Origin of the sequence: Streptomyces sp. NPDC006309 (assembly GCF_040613095.1) — a bacterium.
In the GTDB taxonomy this organism is placed as follows: Bacteria; Actinomycetota; Actinomycetes; order Streptomycetales; family Streptomycetaceae; genus Streptomyces.
Genome location: NZ_JBEXRO010000002.1, coordinates 417,828 through 436,001, shown reverse-complemented (window position 1 = coordinate 436,001; position 18,174 = coordinate 417,828). Strand labels below are relative to the sequence as shown.

Sequence of the window (18,174 nt, the reverse complement as noted above, 5' to 3'; positions counted from 1 at the left end):
GCGCCGAACCCCTGTCCCAGGAGGTAATTCCGTGTACCACCACATTCGCGTCGCGGCCTACGAACCCGACCCGCTCCACGGACCCTGGCGGGAGGAGATGAAAGTGCTGCGGCTCGGCGAGGACCTGCACGCCGAGCTCACCGGGATGCATGCCGAGGCGGACAAGAACTCCGTCCACCCCCACCGGCTCCCCGTGCGCAGGCTCAACTCCCTGCTCCAGGCGATGGCGCCAGGCGTCATCGCGACCGGCCGCAACGCCGGGACGGATGGCCGTCTGCCGTGGCTCTACGCGCGGGAAGCCGTCCCGCCGGACGTGCTGGCCCCGGTGGTAGGAGCGTGGGCGGCGGGAATGCACCGGGAGGACGACGACTCGGAGGGCGCCGATCTCGAGGAGAGGCTCCGCTCCGGTGACCCGGCCGAGACGGTACGTCTGCCCCACTGGGAGACGGTACCGGTCGACCTCGCCGAGAGCGTGCTCTCGGCGGGCGGAACCGCCGAACCCGCCGCGCGGCTCTACAGCCTGCTGCCCGAGTGGATCGCCTTCCGGCTGGCCGCCCGGACGTTCCGCACGGGCGGCACCACACTCCACTTCCGCGTCGAGAGCTCGGGTGACGGCGCGCGACTTGTCTCCTGGCCGCCTCAGCGATACGAGCGCCGACGGCAGACCTGGTACTACTCGGCCTGCCTCACCATCACCGTCCACACCGTGCCGTTCGCCCCGCGGTTCCGCGTCCATGTGTCCACCCAGGTACGCCGGTGGGCCACCCGACTGGACGTACGCCCCCACCAGCTCGGCGGTACGACCGTCCTGCTCGACGCTCCACTGCCGTGGCCGGAAGGGCCGGACCGGGGCCACCGGCTGATGGTGAACACGCTGGGTTACGACCGGCGGTCGAAGGAACTGGCCTGGCGCTGGCACAGCCCCGCACCGCTCGTGCCCGAGCTGGACATCGTGCGCAACTATCCCCGGCCCGAAGCGCTCTTCTCCGACCCCGAACGCTGGATCAACGGTTCCGGGGACGTGGCCGCCGGCATCGTCTACCACCCGTCGATCGGCCCGCACGAGGTTGGACCCGGGCTGATGCCACGGGAGCGGGCGGATCTGGACGCCTGGGTCGAGGAAGGGCTGCGCCCCCTGCTGACCCGGGTCCCCGACCTCACGCGCGTCTCCCGGAGCAACACACCCTCCCTGCTGCCCCGTTCTGGCGCCGGACGCGTCCCGGGCGTCCGCGACGCCCAGCTGGCTCTGCAACGGCGGGCGGCGCTGACACGCGCACTGAACGGCCGCCCCCTGGAGATCGACGTCTTCTGGCAGTCCCCGGAAACCCGTGCGGCGCTGCTCGCCGAGCTGCCCAAGCTCATTGGTCTTCCCGCCGGGCAGCAAGTGCCGTCGGCCGACGGGGAGACCTGGCAGTGGCAGTGCAAGGGGGTCGACATCCGCGTCCGGGCCCGGCCCGCGGGACCCTTGGCCGACGCCCTGCCGACCACCCGAGCCCGCGGGCGCCTCAGGGCCGTCCGGCTGGCCGAGGCCATCGAAGGGCGCTGCGGGCTCGTGGCGGACCGGGCGGGCCCGCTCCTCGGCGGGGCCGGAGTCGTGATCACGGAAATCGCCGGCAAGGAGCGCTTCGCCGCCGTCCCGGACTCCGACCCCAAGCACGCGCTGCGCATCGCCTGGGCACGGCAGGGACGGCTGACCCAGTTCATGAACTCGCCCGACGACACCGACAGCGCTCTGGAACACCGGGCCAGGTGGACCTGGCTGGACGCCTTCCGGCAGCTGGGCGCCATCAGCCCGCCCGCCCATCGGGTGGGAGCCGGCATTCCGGGCGACCTTCAGTACGCGGCGCTCTGGCTCGTACGCCACACCAGGAAGGGGCCCACGCGATGCCCCGTCCACCGGCTGGTGGCGGTGCGGGTGCGCCCCGGGGACGGACCGGGCGTCATCGAGGGGTGGGACGCAGAACGAGCCGAATGGGTGCCGTATCCGAAGCTGTTGCTGCTGCTCTCCCAGGCACGGGAACCGGCGGCGAGCGGCGGGAAGGAGACCGGCACGGGGAAGCTCGTCGATGACTCGGCAGCCCCGGGAGGATCCCGGCCCGCTGCCCGCCCGGGCGTGGAGCAGGACAGGCAGCGGGAGACCGAGCGGCAGATCCGGGCACTGCTCTTCCAGCTCCGCGACCGCCCGACGCTGCTGCTGGCGGACGTCGGCAATCTGCGCCAGTGCTGGCCTGGCCTGCGCAACGGTGCACTGGACCGCGACACGCTCGGCTTCGGGGCCGAACCCGCCCAGCGGCACACGCTCTACGGCCATGACCTGCGGGTGCTGCTCGTACGGGACGCCAACGCCCGGGGCGAAGTGGCGGAGTGGTACGCCCACGACACCGAGGACGGGGTCGGCTTCGCCGAGGGTGTGTGGGGGACGGCGGATACGGAGGGCCGTGTCTTCGCGAGTACGGCCTCGAAGCCGCACACGGTGGCGAAACTGCCGAAGGGGCTCATGAAGCTGGTGCCCACGGCACAGGGCCGGACAGCGCCCGGGAAGACCGCGTGGAACCCCGGGCAACTGGAGATCACCGTGCTCGGCTGTCTGTCGGAGAAGGCGCTGACGGACTCGGGGCGTGCGGGTGACCCGCCCGACCGGCCGGCGGAGTGGGCGACGCTCACGCACCAGCTGCGTTACCACGACGACTACCCGCCGCTCGCCCGGCCTCTCCCGCTGCACTGGGCGCGTCTCGCCGGTGAGTACGTGCTTCCGGTGGCCGGAACGAAGTCAGCGGGGAGTACGTCATCCGCTTCCTGAGCGAGGTGCCGCCTGAATGGGGCGTCCCAAACGATCGACGCTGATAAGGATCAATGCTTCCCTCCTGTGAGCGCCGAAGCCTGAACCTGACCACGGGGACGGCGTCTGGTGCACTCCTTGCTGGGATCACTGGGCGTCCGCCGTGACGCTCGTTTGACGCTCTTCGCACCTGGTGGCCCCAAGACGGAGACGAGGGACGGACCTGACCTGCGGCTTTCTCTGAGTTCACCCGGGTGACATGCTTCCGATGACTTCTCACGTGGAGTGCGTGGCAATCTTGGAGCCTGCAGCAAAGAGACTCTGACCTGCTGTTTCTCTGGATTGCTGAGGATCGCCGGTGGTTCCTCGACCTGTTCTCCGAAGTGCACGACGTGGAACGTGCTGCTTGCCGGGGTCGGGTGCTGACCTGCGCTTTCGGGTGGCGACTGGGGATCGGCGAGTACTGATCCTCCGGTCTTCGCAGAGACGGCGCAGGCGGTCTTGACGCTGGTTCGACGCTCGTTCTGTCGGGATGTCAGGTGCTCGGCGTGCCGCAGCTCGTGGCCCCATCGCTGGTCGGCTCGCCAGGAAGCCGTCCTGCAGTGGGCCTGGATGCCGTGCTCGACGCCAGTCCTGTTCCCAGGACACGTCGCCGTTCGAGTGCCGGGGTGTCTGCGTTCTGCTTCTGACCCGCACTCGCCCGGTCGGTGGCTGCGCCGCAGCCTTGACTGTGCCGGTCTGACGCGTGTCGCGGCCGTTGCTCTGTCAGGGAAGGTCCTCCAACGGAACCCCGGATCGTCACGATCGATGCCGCGTGTGTGAACCAAGCGGAGAGCCGGTGGCTGTCGCCGCCGAAGGCCGGCGGGCGCTGTGTATCGTCGGGTGGCGCTCCGTGCGGGACACCTTACTTCCCGGACACGGAGATGCTCTTCTCGTCGGAGACCACCTCGGTCATGAGTGAGCCCTTTCCATCTTCACTCTGAGCTGGTCAGATGAAGGGTGAGGACGGCCTGGACGAGGCTGGTGATCCGGGTGGTCGAGCACCGCAGTTTGCGGAGAAGCCGCCAGGACTTGAGGGCGGCGACGGCCTGCTCGACGAGGGCCCGGATCTTTGCGTGGGACCGGTTGACGGCCTGCTGGCCTGCTGGCCTGCCGAGAGCGTCTCCCACCGGCCGCGGTAGGGAACACGGACCGTGCCTCCGGCGCCCTGGTATCCCTTGTCGGCCCAGCAGGAGATGCCGGCCTCGGCGAGGGCGTCGACGATGCCGTGCTCGCGGGCCGCACGGACGTCGTGGACGGCGCCGGGCAGGGCCGGTGAGGCCCACAGCAGGCGCCCTGACGGGTCGGCGATGACCTGCACGTTCATCCCGTGCTTCTTGTGTTTGCCCGAGTGGAACGGCCGGTCCGCGGCGATGCGGTCGATCGGCAGCAGCGTCCCGTCCAGGATCACGAACGCCTTCACCGACGCAGTCCGCACCGCGTCGGCCAGGATGGGGGCAAGGGCGGCCAGGAGCTCGACAGCCTCGGTGACATAGCGGTAGGCCGTCGTGGTTCCGACGCCGAATCCGGCCGCGAGCTGGGCATACGTGTGCCCCACCCGCAGATGGGCGAGTGTCAGCAAAGCCTGGCGGCCGGCGCTCAGGCGCCGCCAACGGGAACCGATCGCACGGCGGTGCTGCCGCAACTGCTGTGTGAGGAAGCGGAGGGCAGAGCTGGACACGTCGACGCCCGACGGGTAAACAAGCACGTGAAGCCTCTGGTGGAGACGGTTCTCTTGGTAGAAAACCCATCTACCAGGGGCTTCACCACGTTGTCAGCCCAACTTCGGCACTCCACAGGCAGGTTGGAAAGGGCTCACTGAAGCAGGGTCGCGTTGCTCGGCCGACGAGGGGCGAGTGGGGCCGGCAGGTTGCCCTCGTTCGCGACGCGTCGGCGTGACTGACGCCCACGTGGGACAGCCGACAGCCGGCTTACGCAAAGGGCGCAAGCCGGTGATCGGTCATCACTTCCTCCGGCACCATCGGTGACGACGGAGCGCATGCCGGAGGAGTCTCACATCCGCTCCCGGGCCGTCCGGTCGCGGACGCTCAGGACGTCACCCGCACGGACTCGGTGCGACTCGGTGCGCGGCTCGTCCCGGGTGCTTCGATCCGCTTCAGCCGCCGATGGGCGTGACCCCTGAGGGAGCCGGGGCCAGTCGGTACCCGCCGTCCTCGCGTCGCACGTGTCCGGCGGTCGGCGGCGGGAAGTGACTTCCCAGCAGGAGAGTTGACGTACCGGCCAGTGAGGCGAGCACCTGGTTCCGGGTCCTGGCCGCGAGTTCGGGAGCGATGTCCACACAGCTGCAGAGCTCCGGATGCGCCATCTGGACCGGGTGGTGGATGCTGTCGCCGGTGACCAGTGCGGTCTCGCCACGGCTGCTCAGTTCCACCGCCACCTGTCCCGGTGTGTGGCCGGGGGTGGGCAGTAGACGGATGCCCGGCGCGACGTCCGTGCCCTCGTCAGCGACATCGATGAGGTCGAACAGACCTGCCTCCCGGACGGGATGGACCGAGTCCCGGAACATCTGCCGACGCGCCTCCTCCATGTCGACCCCCGCCCAGTAGTCCCACTCGGTGCGTGAGGTGAGATAGCGCGCGTTCGGGAAGGTGGGCACCCAGGCGTCGCCCTCGGCACGCGTGTTCCACCCCACGTGGTCGGTGTGGAGGTGGGTCAGGACCACGACGTCGACGCTCTCCGGCGCGAAGCCCGCCGCCCGTAGCCGTGCTTCGTAGTCACTGTTCAGGTTGTGCCAGGCGGGGTTGGAGCGCCGCTTCCCGTTTCCGATGCCGGTGTCCACCAGCACCCGCATGCCGTCCACCTCGACGGCGAAGCTGTGACTCGCCAGGCGCAGGACGCCTTGTTCGTCGGCGAATTCGGGGCTCAGCCAGGGAGTCCGGCTCACGAGGTCGGTGGTTGCCCCGGGCAGCAGCCACGGACCGGTCCGGGCGGGCAGGGCCACTTCGTCGATGCGTCGTACGGTGTGGTTGCCCACCGTCCAGGAAGAGGCGGGGGGAGTAGTGGACTTGGTCGTCTGCGATGAGGTGAACACGGCGACTTTCCTTATCTGTTGTCGGTCGCGAGGACGGAGATGTCTGGAGCGGGTGTCTCGGGTGAGGCGGATGTGTAGTTGCTCGTTGCCGGGCGGGAGTGGGCGCCCGCGGACGGTGGCCGGCGCCGACTGCGCAGCGGCGCGGTCAGGGTCGCGACTGCGACGGTCGCCAGTACGGCCACGCAGCCGGCATGGGCCAGTGCTGCCGCACGCAGTCCGAAGCCGGCGGTGAGGGCGCCGGCGCCGATGGCGGGCAGACTCATCGCCAGGTAGCTGAGTACGTAATAGGAGGCGAGCGTGCCGCCCTTCTCCCCGGCCGGAACCGAGTCGACGACCGCGCGCAGCGCACCCTGGGAGACGGCTCCGAAGCCGAACCCGGCCAGCGCCGCCCCGGTGAAGACAAGTACGGGGTCGGCGAGATACAGGGCACCCAGGGACAGGGCGGCCGCCGGAATCACCGCGCAGCTCCCGAGAAGAGCGGAGACGCCGGCACGCATCCTGCGCGTGAAGTACACCGTCGGGGCGGCGACGGCCGTCAGCGTGAAGAAGACCAGGCCGCCGGCGTATTCGGGTTCGCCCGGGGAGATGAGCCGTGTGAAGCCCGGTCCCAGGGACGAGTAGAAGCCGCCGAGTGCCCAGACGGCGACGACGCCGGCGCCGTTGAGCAGCAGAGCGTGGGCGGCCGCCGGCGGCAGCGCCAGGTGGGGCCGCGTCGAGCGCAGTGCTCCGGGACGGCGGCGGACGGTCTCGGACGTCGAGACCAGGGCGATGGCCTGCGCGGCGAACACGGCGATCAGGGCCGCGTACACCGTGATCGCCGGAACGGGGGCGAAGCGCACCATGAGGGTGGCTGCCAGGACGCCGGCCGCCATGCCCGTCACCGGCGCGATGCTGTTGGCCAGAGCGGGGCGCCCCGGCCGGGCGGGGTCTTCCAGGTCGAGGAGAGCCGCACCTGCTGCGCTGGTCGCCGCGCCGGTCGCGATGCCCTGCAGCACGCGGGCGCCGATCAGGGTGGTCAGGCCGTCGGCCGTCGCGAACAGTGCCATGGAGGCGACCTGGACCGCGAGCGCGCCCAGGAGCACGGGGCGGCGTCCGACATGGTTGGAAAGGGTTCCGGTCGTCAGCAGTGCGATCAGGAGTGCCAGAGCGTAGGCGCTGAAGACCACCGTGATGTCGAGGGCCGACAACTGCCACTGAGCCTGGTAGTGGGGGTACAGCGGGGTCGGCGCGCTGGATGCGGCGAGCAGCGCGATGAGGATCGAGGTGTGCAATGCGAACGGCAGGCGTCCGGATGGGGAGGTACGGGGAGGCGTGAGGCCCGCGGGGACGCTCTGCATGGGGATCCTTCCTGCGCTAAAAGCGATTGGTTTGCTTTAAGGCACCGTAGGTCTTACGATCGACTAAAGCAAATGATTCGCTTTTACGGTGGTCGGAGGTCCTGCACCAGCTCCGGCCCGTCGCGCCGCACAGATCCGGAAGGAAGTCATGACCAGCGAACTCACCCCCCAAGAGGCAGCCCGAGGGGCGCTGCGGGCGGGGCTCCCCCTCGGGGACGGCCGACATGAAGAAGTGGCCATGACGGCCAACTACATCCATTCCGTGCTCAGCACGTTGCGCGAGCTCGATTTCGGCGAGACCCCTCCCGCGTCCTCCTACCGAGCCGGACAGGGGAACGCCGATGCAACCGTTTGAGCTGTCGCTGACCCAAGCCTCCCGTGCGGTGCGCGCACGGGAGCTGTCCCCCGTCGAACTCACCGAATCGGTGCTCGCCCGTATTGACGCCGTCGAAGGACGGCTGGGCGCCTACGTCACCGTCGCCGCCGACGCGGCCCTGGCCGCAGCGGTCCGCGCCGAACGGGAGATCTCCGCAAGCGGACCGCGCGGGCCGCTGCACGGGATCCCCATGGCGCTCAAGGATCTGATCGACGCAGAGGGGATGCCCACCACGGCGAGCTCGCACGTCCGGGCAGGGCACGTGGCGGAACGCGACAGCCGGGTGGCCGAACGGCTCGGCGCCGCCGGGGCCGTCCTCCTGGGCAAGACGCACACGCACGAGTTCGCCTACGGCCTGACCACTCCGCAGACGAACAACGCCTGGGACCACAGCCGGGTCGCGGGCGGGTCGAGCGGCGGCTCGGCGGTGGCTGTCGCCGCCGGCGGGGCGACGTTCGCCATGGGCACGGACACGGGCGGTTCCATCCGGGTCCCCGCGGCCCTGAACGGCGTGGTGGGCCTCAAGCCGACCTACGGCCTGGTCCCACGCACAGGCGTGACCTCGCTGTCCTGGTCCCTGGACCACGTGGGCCCTCTCACCCGCACCGTCCAGGACGTCGCGCTGGTGCTGTCGGCGACCGCCGGCCACGACCCGCGCGACCCGGCGAGCGTGTCCGGCCCCATGCCGGACCGCTTCCCGGGAGGCGACCTGCGAGGACTGAAGGTCGGCGTACCGCGGAACCACTACTTCGACCGGGTCACGCCCGAGGTCGAGGAGTCCGTACGCGGCGCGATCGAGCGGCTGGCGGAACTGGGGGCGGAGCTCGTCGACGTCGAGATCCCGATGGCGCGCTACATCCAGGCCGTTCAGTGGGGGCTGATGGTTCCCGAGGCCACCGCGTACCACGAGCGGTCGCTGCGCGCCACCCCCGACCTGTACGCGGCGGACGTTCGCATCCTGCTGGAGGCCGGCGAACTCACCTCTGCGGGCGACTACCTCCGCGCCCAGCGGGCCCGCACCATGATGCGAGACGCCTGGGCCCGCATGTTCGACGGAATCGACGTCCTCGCCGCGCCGACGGTGCCGATGACCGCCGCCGAGGCGGGGCAGGAAGCCGTCGAGTGGGCCGATGGCGCGACCGAGGCCGTGTCGGACAGCTACGTCCGCCTCTGTGCCCCCGCCAACATCACCGGCGTCCCGGCCCTCACCCTGCCGGTCGGTCACGACCGCGCCGGACTGCCGATCGGTATGCAGCTGATGGCGCGCCCCTTCCACGACGCGACGGTGCTCCGTGTGGGCCGGGTCTACGAGGAGTCGGTGGCCGGCGCGGGGCGGCTTGCTCCCCTCGCCGCCTGAGGGGAGGCGGACGTTCCAACCGGCATGCGGTCGCGTCGCCGCAGGGCGTCCGCCGTGCTCGGGCGCCCGGATACGCAGCCCTGCGGGTCGCCGACGCCAGCCACCGCCTAGAAGCAACAAATTCGCATTAAGGTGGATCGCATGAGTCCCAAGCCCATGGCCCGCCCCGGCGGGCGCAGCGCACGCGTACAGGAGTCCGTCCATGCGGCGGTACGTGAACTCGTAGGGGAGGTGGGCCGCGACGCGCTCACGGTCCCGATGGTGGCCACTCGGGCGGGCGTGACTCCCTCCACGATCTACCGTCGCTGGGGCGACCTGCAGGAACTCATGTCCGACGTGGCCGTCGAACGGCTGCGCCCGGAAACGGATCCGGCCGATCTCGGAAGCCTGCGGGCCGATCTCGACGCGTGGGCGGAACAGTTCCTCGACGAGATGGCCTCACCGCCCGGGCGCGCCTACATCCGGGACGCCCTGCTCGGCGACCCCGACGGCACCAATGCCGGTCAGTGTTCGGCGTATGCCGCGGAGCAGATCGACGTCGTGTTGGCCCGTGCGGTGCAGCGGGGGGAGCCGGTGCCCGAGACGGAACTGCTGATCGACCGTGTCGTGGCGCCGATCATGTACCGTATCCTCTTCCGCCCCGGCCGACTGGACGCCGCATACGCGCGCGAGCTCGTGACGAACGCCGTGTACGCCCAGCAGATCGAGGCCGGCGCTCGCCCCACCCGGGCCGCCGCCCCGTGACGCTCGAAGAAACCCGACAGCTGACCACTTCGCTCATCGGGCGGTCCGGCCACCGGGCCGTGGAGGCCAAACGGCTGGCTGTACTGGCAGGGGTACTGATCCCCGGCAATGACCGACCAGGACGTAGCCCTTGGGCGTGACGCCCGTTTGACGCTCCGCGCGCACGAAGGGCCCTTCGGTGGAGCAGAAAACGGCCCCTGGCCTGGTGTTGTGCGAGATCCATCCTGCCGGGACATCTTTCCGATGACGCATCATGTGGAGTGCGTGGCGATCTTGGAGCCGAGTACAAAGAGCGCCTGACCTGCTGTGTTCTCCTGGCCCTCAGGTTCCTGGCGGCAGCGCTGACCTGTTTCCCGCAGCGCACGACGTGAAGCGCGTCGTATGCGGGGAGCGCGTCTGACCCGGCGTTCCAGGGGGTGTCCGGGATGGCGGTGCGGTCTCTCCTCCTCTCGGTACGAAGAGAGGCCGAGCGCCTCGACGCTCAGTTGACGCTCGTTGTGATGGCTCGTCATCGGGCGGGACGCCGGTACTGCCGCCCGCCGTTGAAGAGGTCGTCGTGTGTTCCCCGGCGAAGGGTCGCACAGGTGGTGTGCACCGCCGGCGCCGACGGGCTCATGGAGCGCTGCCCGCCCCTTCCGCCGCAGGCGCCCCCGGCACCGGGGGCGAGGACGCGCTCCGTTCGGGCCGAAGGGATCAGGCCGCGGTGGCCCAGGCGAGTGGAGATCGGGGGCGCGTGGTCGGCGATGTCCCGGACGCCGGATAGTTCAAGATGCTGGTTCATGGAAGCAGGGGGCTGCGTCCTACGCGTACTCGCTGGCGCGCAGCAAGTCGAGCAGAGGGGGCAGGGCCGACTGGTCGGGGCCGGTGACCGCGCCCCTGCGGCTTGTCGGCCTCCGTTCCGGCGGCTACAGCCGGCGCAGGACAGAACTCAGTGTTTCGATCTCCTGCCCGGAGAGCCTGTCGGTGAAGTGGCGGCGTACCGCGGCGTCCAGGCCGGGGTGCACGGCGGTGATGGCCTGGCGTCCGGGGTCGGTGAGGACGACGGTGACACCGTCGGCGCGTTCGCGGGTGACGAGTCGGCGCTTGCTCATGCGGGTGAGCTGGTGGGAGATGCGGGTGCGGTCCCAGCCGAGCGACGCGGCGAGCTCGCTCTGGCGCAGGCATCCCCCCGCCTTGTCCAGAGTGACGAGGATCGTCAGGTCCGGCTCGGACAGGCCCGCCGCATCGGCGGCGTCCGCGATCACACGGGTTCGGACGATCTCGTGGGCGCGCTTGAAGGCGGACCAGAGGCCGACGGGATCCAGTGCGGCCTCGCTCATGGCGTCGTCCGGCTCGGAAGCCCCGCCGTCCGATGTTGACATGTCAACGCACCCTTTCTAGTGTTGAGATGTCAACGCTAACAGGTGGCTGCCGCTCCATCGGCCCCTGACGGCCGCGCTCGTCACTTCCACCCGCGGAAGGATTCATGCGAACCCGAACCCTCGGAACCGGCGGCCCGCAAGTCACTCCCCTCGCGTTGGGCTGCGCCGGCATGTCCGACCACACCGCCCCCGCTGACGAGGCCCACGCCATCGCCACGATCCACGCGGCCCTCGCTGCCGGCGTCACCCTCCTCGACACCGCCGACTTCTACGGCATGGGCCACAACGAGGACCTCATCCGCCGCGCCCTTCGCGACGGCGATCGCGAAAGGGCGCTCCTGAGCGTCAAGTTCGGCGGCCTGCGCGGCCCCGACGGAAACTTCGTCGGCATCGAGGGCCGTCCCGCCCATTTGAAGAACGCGCTCGCTTACTCGCTGCGCCGCCTCGGCACCGGCCACGTCGACATCTACCGTCCCTCCCGCCTCGCCCCCGACACCCCGATCGAGGACACGATCGGCGCCATCTCAGAACTGGTCCAGGCCGGATACGTACGGCACATCGGGCTCTCCGAGGTAGGGCCGGAGACCATCCGCCGTGCCCACGCCGTGCACCCGATCTGCGACGTACAGATCGAATACTCCCTGTTCAGCCGTGGCCCCGAGACCAACGGCATCCTGGACACCTGCCGGGAGCTGGGGATCGGCGTCACCGCTTACGGGGTCCTCGCACACGGTCTGCTCACCGGCACCTACCGACAACCCGCGGGAGGTGACCCACGCACCCACTGGCTGCCGCGCTTCCACTCCGACAACCTCGCCACGAACCTCGCCCTGGTCGACCGGCTGCGACCGCTCGCCGACGCGCACGGCATCAGCGTCGCGCAGCTCGCCACCGCCTGGGTCATCGCCCAGGGTCGCGAGCGCGGCACCATCGTGGCCATCCTGGGCGCCCGCCGACCGCACCGGATCGAGGAGGCCCTGGCGGCGGCCGACGTCACCCTGACCGAGGCTGACCTCGGCAGGATCGACAAGTCCGTCCCGGCCGGCGCGGCAGCCGGGACCCGTTACGCCGCGACTCTCATGGCTCTGCTGGACAGCGAGCGTGGCCCGAAGCCGTCCGCGCCCATGTGGAATTGACCGGTGGTCAGGCATGCGTCGCGCCTTCCGGCGACACGGTCTCCGTCAGCGTGTTCGGGAGCCGAGCCGGAAGCAGCGCGACACTCACGGCAGCACCGTGTCCTGCGAGTCCGTCCACTGCATCACCCGCTCATCCCGGTACCCACCAGGCGTGAATCTCCTGTGCCGGCGCCTGCTCGACACGCGGCTCCACCTCTCATCAAGCGGCCACGTGAGGGTCGCTTCCGTGTCTGTTCCATGCCGCTGCGAGTGACGTTCGTGCCATCCACACAAAGAACAGGTGACGAATCATGAACACATCCGAGTCACTGCTTGCCGAGCTGGCCCGGTCCGAGAAGCCGATCGGAGTAGGGATCATAGGACTTGGGGCGCACGGTAGCTGGGCCGAGCGCTCTCACCTGCCTGCCCTGCGTGCCGTCCCGGGTTATGAGCTGAGGGCCCTGAGCGCCAGCTCGAAACAGTCGGCGGAGCGCTCCGGACAGAAGCATGGTGTGTCCCGTACCTTCGGGACGGCTGCCCAACTGGTGGCCTGCGACGAGGTGGACCTGGTGGTCGTGGCGGTGAAGGTGCCGCACCACCGGGAACTGGTGCAGACGGCGCTGAGCGCCGGCAAGAGCGTGCTGTGCGAGTGGCCGCTGGGCAACGGGCTCGCGGAGGCCGAGGACATGGCGCAGCAAGCACGCAGCCACGCTGTGCCGACCGTCGTCGGACTCCAGGCGCGGTCGCACCCGGTCCTCGCCTACGCACGGGAGCTCGTGGCCGACGGCTACGTGGGGGAGGTGCTGTCCACGACGGTCGTCGGCTCCGGCGGCGCTTGGGGTGCCACCGTTGGCCCCAACGATCGCTATGTGCTCGACGCCGCGAACGGCGCGACACTGCTGACCATTCCCTTCAGCCACGCTCTCGACGGACTCGCGTCGGTCCTGGGAGAGCCCGAGGAACTGCGGATCCAACTGGTGTCGCGGCGTACGTCGGCCGTGGACACCGAGAGCGGACAGCCCGTGCCGATGACCGCCGCGGACCAGGTGGTGGCCTCGGGACGGCTGCCGGGCGGAGCGGTAGCCACCTTCCACTACCGCGGAGGCATGTCCCGAGGAACCAACTTCCGCTGGGAGATCAACGGCACCGAGGGCGACCTCGTCCTCACCGCCCCGATCGGCCACCCACAGCTCAGTCCGGTCACTCTCGAAGGCGGTCGCGGAACGTCCACCGCGCTCGCTCCCATGACGGTGCCGGAATCGTACGTTCGCGTCCCGCGACTGGAACCCCGAACCGACGCGCCGGCTTACGCAGTTGCCCACGCCTACCGGCAGTTCCTGGACGACCTGCGTGAGGGCACGTCACGCGTGCCAGATTTCGCACACGGCGTCGCCCGGCACCGCAGCATCGCATCCGTCATGACGGCAGCGTGAGCGGATGTGTGGGCCTTGGGCGGATGAGCCGAGCCGGTGACGAACAGTTCTCGCTGGTCGATTCGCCCGGGATCACCCGCACGCGACGGCTGTCAGGCAGTTGGTTCGCTGACGCTCCGGCTTCTGGATGGCCGACGAGAGGAGCTGAAACCCGCCCGCCTCCCACCAGGCGTTTTGTCTACTGTCGCGCCAGCCGACGTCTTTCCGAGGACCTCGCACGTGGAGTGCGTGGCGATCTTGGAACATGCGGCAAAGGCTTTCCGACCTGCGATAGCCTGCGCCGTTTCGACCGTTGTCCTCGACCCTTCGTGACGGTCCGTCGGTGGAACCGGTGGACTGTTTCGCTTTCCATGGCTGATTGCGGGCAGGGCTGTGGCCCGGCTGTCGTGACGGTGGGCGGCGGGTTTCACTGCTCCGGAGACGATGGCGCTGCTCGTAGGGACGGGAAGGCTACTGGTCAGGCTGCGCTGGGCAGTCGAGCCGTCGGAGGGCGTCGGTGACGACGTGGGTCCAGGGCCAGTGGCGGGCGACGCGAAGGCAGCGGCGTCTGCCGGTGGTGACGAGCTGGCCGGCCGGGCCGAACAGGCGGAGCCGCAGGCGGCGGGGCTCCCAGAGCCGGGTCTTGCCGCTCAGCGCAAGCACCGGCATCCCGGCCGGCAGGCCGAGTGCGGTCTGGACGATCTCCAGCCAGACCCTGTTCTACGTGGTGTCGTGCAGGGCCGGTTCCGCAGGCCGGTCGTGCGGGCAGCCCGGATGCGGTCCTCTGCCCGTGCCCGCAGGCGGTGGCAGAGTCCGAGTCCGATCAGGGTGTGCCTGCCGCCCGCGGCGAGCAGGTCGACCAGCCGGGAGACGGTCGGGTCGGAGGCCGCCGGCCCGAACACGGCCGGCTCGGCCGGCAGCATGCCGACTTCGGCCAGACAGTCGCCACCGATGGCGACCGCAAGCGCCATATCCAGCAGAATCTTGCCGGAATCGTGCACCGCCCGCACCTCGCGCCAGGGCGCTAATGCCGTTGCTGTCGCCGCATCCAGACCGGTCTTGCGGACCGGCTCGACCAGCAGCGCGGCCCGGCCTGGAGACCACCGACCGGCCGCCGCCCTAAACGCGGACATGCGGGTGCGACCCGATACGCCTTTTCATCTCAGATGCGCTCAGTTCCTCTACCAGGGCAAGTCCCCCACCGCGAGCGGCCCCTACGACCAACTGCCCTGGCGGCCGGGCGTCTTTGCCCTGAAGCGCTGACCTTCCTGATCCACGGTGATCGCGTGCCGTGCGGTCCGCCGGCGCGCAGACGAGCGGTTCACGGCGCGGGCGACTTCACCTGCTGACCGATACTCACCGCTCGGAGAACCCCAGCCGTGCGTCGGCTGGGGTTCCTCTCTTTCGCGGACGTCGCCCTTGCACGTCGTTCATGTGCATCGGCCGGCGATCGTCAAAAGGCATGGCGGCGGTCTCACATGCCGATGATCAGGCGGCTGACCTCACCGGCCTGTGCGGGCACCGCTGCGGACGGCACGCAGGTACCGCCCTCGTACTCCCAAGCCTCGTCCGGATCGAGTGGTCGGTCAGCCGTGGAGGCTGCGCGCCCGGCTCCAGCCGCGGCGATGAGCGCGCTCGCGGTCAGCGGCGGACCGTCGTAGTCGGACGCGGCCGCCATCAGGCACGCCGCCGGCACCGCCCCGGTCTCGGGCGGGACGACGAGCAGATCCCAGCGTCCGGTGCCATAGGAGAGCAGCAGCAGCTTGTGCGGGTCGATCTCCGGCGTGAACCAGCCGACCTTCACGACATGGCCGTTGACGGGCACCTTGCGCGGGATGACCGGCCAGTACTCGGGATTGACGGCGATTCGGGTGATGCGTCCCCACACACGGTCCAGCGCATCGGTCAGCGCGGGCAGTTCGCGCAGCAGGTCGCGCGAGCGCGGCCACCAGGCGCCGTCCAGGAGTCCACGGGAGTGGCCGTCCGGCTTCAGCACGAGACGGGCGGGAGGGGCTGTAACGGGTGCAGGCCGCGGCAGTGCCTCGGAGGTCGTGGTCATGATGCGGACCCGTCTCCGGGCCGCCCCTTTGGGGGTACGGCCCGGGATTCGCCTCGCACCGAGGACGACCCGGCGTGGAAGCCGGTGTGCGAGATGCCCTCGATGTCTCCAACGTACTCCTTCCGACAGGAACGAGGGCCGTCGTAGGCTGACCGGACCGGTCTCGCCACACGAGCTGAGCGCCAGGGGCCGCTCGCCGACGTATGCACCAGGGTGACCGCACGGCCCCGCCGCCCGCCTCTTGTCGAAGCTGCCGGGCCGTCAGCCGGCCTTCCCCGGGCTGTCGCGACGGACGGCAAGGCCAACGCTGCGCCGGTCAGCGGACTCGCGGGGGCGCCTAGGGAGTTGTTCTGACTCGGCCGGCCGTCATGGGCGGCTCCTCATACGCGGCAGCACTCTCCTCGTCGGGCGCCGACCGGTGGATCCGGTGGCCACCGCACCACTCGGATGCGCCGGGCTGCCCCGAGCGGCAGGAGTACGCTGACATCGTCGAGGGTATGTCGTACGACGGTGATCGGACCGGTCTCGTCCTCGTCGCGGGAGAGAGGGCCGCGAAGGTCCGGGCCAGGTTCCGACCTATGTCATCCGAAGCCTCATACCGGTTGCTGCCTCGCACGCCGCCGGTCCGCTCGGTTCCAAGGCTCGACCCGAGTAGATCGCCCGTCGATCACACCTACGCAGGACAAGACCGTCTGACGGCCCCGTCGCTCGACTCCCCATGATGTCCTGGCCAGCCCAAGCCCCTCCCGTATCCACCGCCCGTGCGACTCGCATCCGTTCTCAGCGGTGCCGTACGCACTCACCGTCCAAGAGGCGCAGCCCAAGACCCCGGCCGCACTGTCGTCACCTAGGTCAAGGGCCGTGTCGCATGTCTCTCCATATCCTCCGCCCCCCGCCTGCCGGAAGGAGCCCAGCCGCGCCCGGAGTACGACGGGCGGGCAGCCTTCCCCCGCGACGGAACGGCTCCCGAACGCACCTCCAGCGAGCGGCCGTCCCCGACGATCACGGCGTCGACAGTCCTCCTCCCTTTCCTGGCGCTCGGTCTGGCCGCCTGGCTGCCGCGGGGACCTCTGCTCCATCCCGCCGATGCCCTGCTCTCCGCAGGGCTCCGCACCATCACGGGCCTCGGCATCACGGCCGGCTCCCACCGTGGCCTGACCCACGGCACCTACCGGGCCGTACGGCCGCTGCGCACCGCGCTCGCCGTGGCTGGGCGATGAACTTCCAGAGTGACCTGACCGGTGTGCTCACCCTCGCAGCATCCTTCGCAGGCGGGTGGCTGATCGGTGGCAGCCGGGTGCCCGCCCTGACCGCCCTGCTGATGCCGGGACTTGTCCGTCGCACCCTGCTCCACCACATCACGAGGAGCGTGGACTCCCTGTGCCATGTGATCGGTGACCGCCCAGCCGTATCGCCGCCCCTCGCGCATAACCGAGTGACCGCACCCCTGTCAGGAGTTCCCATGACACTCGCGCCACCGCCCCCGCTCTCCTCGTCGTCCGCCGTCCGCCTGCGCCTGGTGTCCCAGCCGGCACAGGGCCGCATGCCCCGGCGCATCGACGGAGTCTGGTGGCCCCGCTCGCCCGATCTGGCGTCCGAACTGCCCAAGCTGCTGGGCGGACTGCCGCACGTCTGGGGGCAGGTCACCAGCGCCCTCGTGGACCAGGCCGTGTGGTCCCCGTTCCCGGGCCGGCTGCTCGTCGCCAACCAGGTGGTCCACCTGCGTCGGACGACCGCCCGGCGCTCCCCGTCCACCGTCTGCCTGCTGGCGCCCGGCCGCGGCCGGTGGGACCTGCTGGTGGTGCCGCCTGATGCCACGGCCGCGGAGGCCGGGCGGCTCATGGAGACTATGGCCACCGCTTCGAAGGACAGCATGGGGCCGGGAGTCGCAGTCCGTTGACGTGGCCTTCCGACCACTCACGGCTCCGCGCGGCCCGGGCGCGGAGCCGGGGGAGTCGTGGCCGGGCCCGGCTGGGCAGGCTCCACGTGCCCGGTCCTGGGACGGCCTCGCTGCCCCGGACGGGGACTCCGCTCGCACCGTCGAAGGAGTAGGCTCGGGTTACCGAGGGTATTCCGTACACCGGCTTCATGTCGTTGTCACTTTCGGCGATCTGATCACGCTGGGCCGATTCCGGTCGGCCCGGAGCAGGGTTCGCGTCATGACTGCGACCGTTTCCCCTACGCTGATCCACGGAAGTACGCCCTCCGCTACGTCACTGCGGATCCTTTCCGCTCCCCTCGGTTCCTTGCCGACGCCCGTCTCGGCCCTCTGGCTGATGGCCGCCGGCAGAGACTGCCTGCGCACCTCGCACGTGGACCGGCTGATGGCGGAGGCGGCGCGCCTGCGCACGGTGTCGGAGACCGGCCCGACCGTTCAGGCCCCCTGAGACTCCGTAGAAGACCATCGAAGTCCGCAATCCGGCAGCATGACCACCGCAGCTCCCGTCCGTTTCCCCGCGGCGAGGTGAGGGCCGTGCGAACCCCAGTGGCCACCAGGGCCACAGCCGGCGGAGCCCGGACCGGCGCACCGCAGACCTCTCCCG

General features: G+C 70.2%; 11 protein-coding genes and 3 pseudogenes. 8 read left to right on the top strand and 6 right to left on the bottom strand.

Features of this window, described 5'->3' with window-relative positions:
• The first annotated feature begins 31 nt into the window (after positions 1–31).
• A complete protein-coding gene (locus tag ABZ117_RS04405) occupies positions 32–2,800 on the top strand; it encodes a DUF3962 domain-containing protein (RefSeq protein WP_356817251.1) in 2,769 nt (922 codons plus the stop codon).
• A gap of 953 nt (positions 2,801–3,753) precedes the next feature.
• Here ABZ117_RS04405 and ABZ117_RS04400 read toward each other — a convergent pair.
• The 3 genes and pseudogenes from ABZ117_RS04400 to ABZ117_RS04390 all read right to left on the bottom strand — a co-directional run bounded on the left by ABZ117_RS04400 (position 3,754) and on the right by ABZ117_RS04390 (position 7,207).
• Positions 3,754–4,526, bottom strand: a pseudogene (locus ABZ117_RS04400) (IS5 family transposase).
• Between the two features lie 408 nt (positions 4,527–4,934).
• Complete coding sequence (locus ABZ117_RS04395; RefSeq protein ID WP_356817249.1) at positions 4,935–5,813, bottom strand: MBL fold metallo-hydrolase; 879 nt, start codon at positions 5,811–5,813, stop codon at positions 4,935–4,937.
• Between the two features lie 68 nt (positions 5,814–5,881).
• Entirely contained in the window at positions 5,882–7,207 is a 1,326-nt protein-coding gene (locus ABZ117_RS04390) for an MFS transporter (RefSeq protein ID WP_356817248.1), read from the bottom strand.
• 148 nt (positions 7,208–7,355) lie between these two features.
• On the opposite strand from ABZ117_RS04390, the gene ABZ117_RS04385 reads away from it, so the two are divergent.
• The 3 genes from ABZ117_RS04385 to ABZ117_RS04375 all read left to right on the top strand — a co-directional run bounded on the left by ABZ117_RS04385 (position 7,356) and on the right by ABZ117_RS04375 (position 9,684).
• Entirely contained in the window at positions 7,356–7,562 is a 207-nt protein-coding gene (locus ABZ117_RS04385; protein WP_356817246.1) for a hypothetical protein, read from the top strand.
• Positions 7,549–8,940: an amidase gene (locus tag ABZ117_RS04380; protein ID WP_356817244.1), complete on the top strand. Its 1,392-nt coding sequence runs from the start codon at positions 7,549–7,551 to the stop codon at positions 8,938–8,940. The genes ABZ117_RS04385 and ABZ117_RS04380 overlap by 14 nt, the downstream gene beginning before the upstream one ends.
• 141 nt (positions 8,941–9,081) lie before the next feature.
• Positions 9,082–9,684: a TetR/AcrR family transcriptional regulator gene (locus ABZ117_RS04375; protein WP_356817242.1), complete on the top strand. Its 603-nt coding sequence runs from the start codon at positions 9,082–9,084 to the stop codon at positions 9,682–9,684.
• A gap of 905 nt (positions 9,685–10,589) precedes the next feature.
• Here the strand turns inward: ABZ117_RS04375 and ABZ117_RS04370 are convergent.
• On the bottom strand, positions 10,590–11,045 hold the full coding sequence (locus tag ABZ117_RS04370) for a MarR family winged helix-turn-helix transcriptional regulator (RefSeq protein WP_356817240.1): 456 nt from the start codon (positions 11,043–11,045) through the stop codon (positions 10,590–10,592).
• A gap of 104 nt (positions 11,046–11,149) precedes the next feature.
• On the opposite strand from ABZ117_RS04370, the gene ABZ117_RS04365 reads away from it, so the two are divergent.
• Complete coding sequence (locus tag ABZ117_RS04365) at positions 11,150–12,181, top strand: aldo/keto reductase (protein ID WP_356817238.1); 1,032 nt, start codon at positions 11,150–11,152, stop codon at positions 12,179–12,181.
• A gap of 290 nt (positions 12,182–12,471) precedes the next feature.
• Entirely contained in the window at positions 12,472–13,593 is a 1,122-nt protein-coding gene (locus tag ABZ117_RS04360) for a Gfo/Idh/MocA family oxidoreductase (RefSeq protein ID WP_356817237.1), read from the top strand.
• 450 nt (positions 13,594–14,043) lie between these two features.
• On the opposite strand, the pseudogene ABZ117_RS04355 reads toward ABZ117_RS04360, so the two are convergent.
• Both ABZ117_RS04355 and ABZ117_RS04350 read right to left on the bottom strand, forming a co-directional pair.
• Positions 14,044–14,676, bottom strand: a pseudogene (locus tag ABZ117_RS04355) (transposase).
• 370 nt (positions 14,677–15,046) lie between these two features.
• Positions 15,047–15,801, bottom strand: a pseudogene (locus ABZ117_RS04350) (DUF5994 family protein).
• A 1,292-nt stretch (positions 15,802–17,093) separates the two neighbouring features.
• Between ABZ117_RS04350 and ABZ117_RS04345 the strand changes: the two are divergent.
• Both ABZ117_RS04345 and ABZ117_RS04340 read left to right on the top strand, forming a co-directional pair.
• Positions 17,094–17,531, top strand: a complete 438-nt coding sequence (locus tag ABZ117_RS04345; RefSeq protein WP_356817235.1) for a DUF5994 family protein — start codon at positions 17,094–17,096, stop codon at positions 17,529–17,531.
• Positions 17,532–17,877: 346 nt separating this feature from the next.
• Positions 17,878–18,018, top strand: a complete 141-nt coding sequence (locus ABZ117_RS04340; protein ID WP_356817233.1) for a hypothetical protein — start codon at positions 17,878–17,880, stop codon at positions 18,016–18,018.
• Positions 18,019–18,174: the final 156 nt, after the last annotated feature.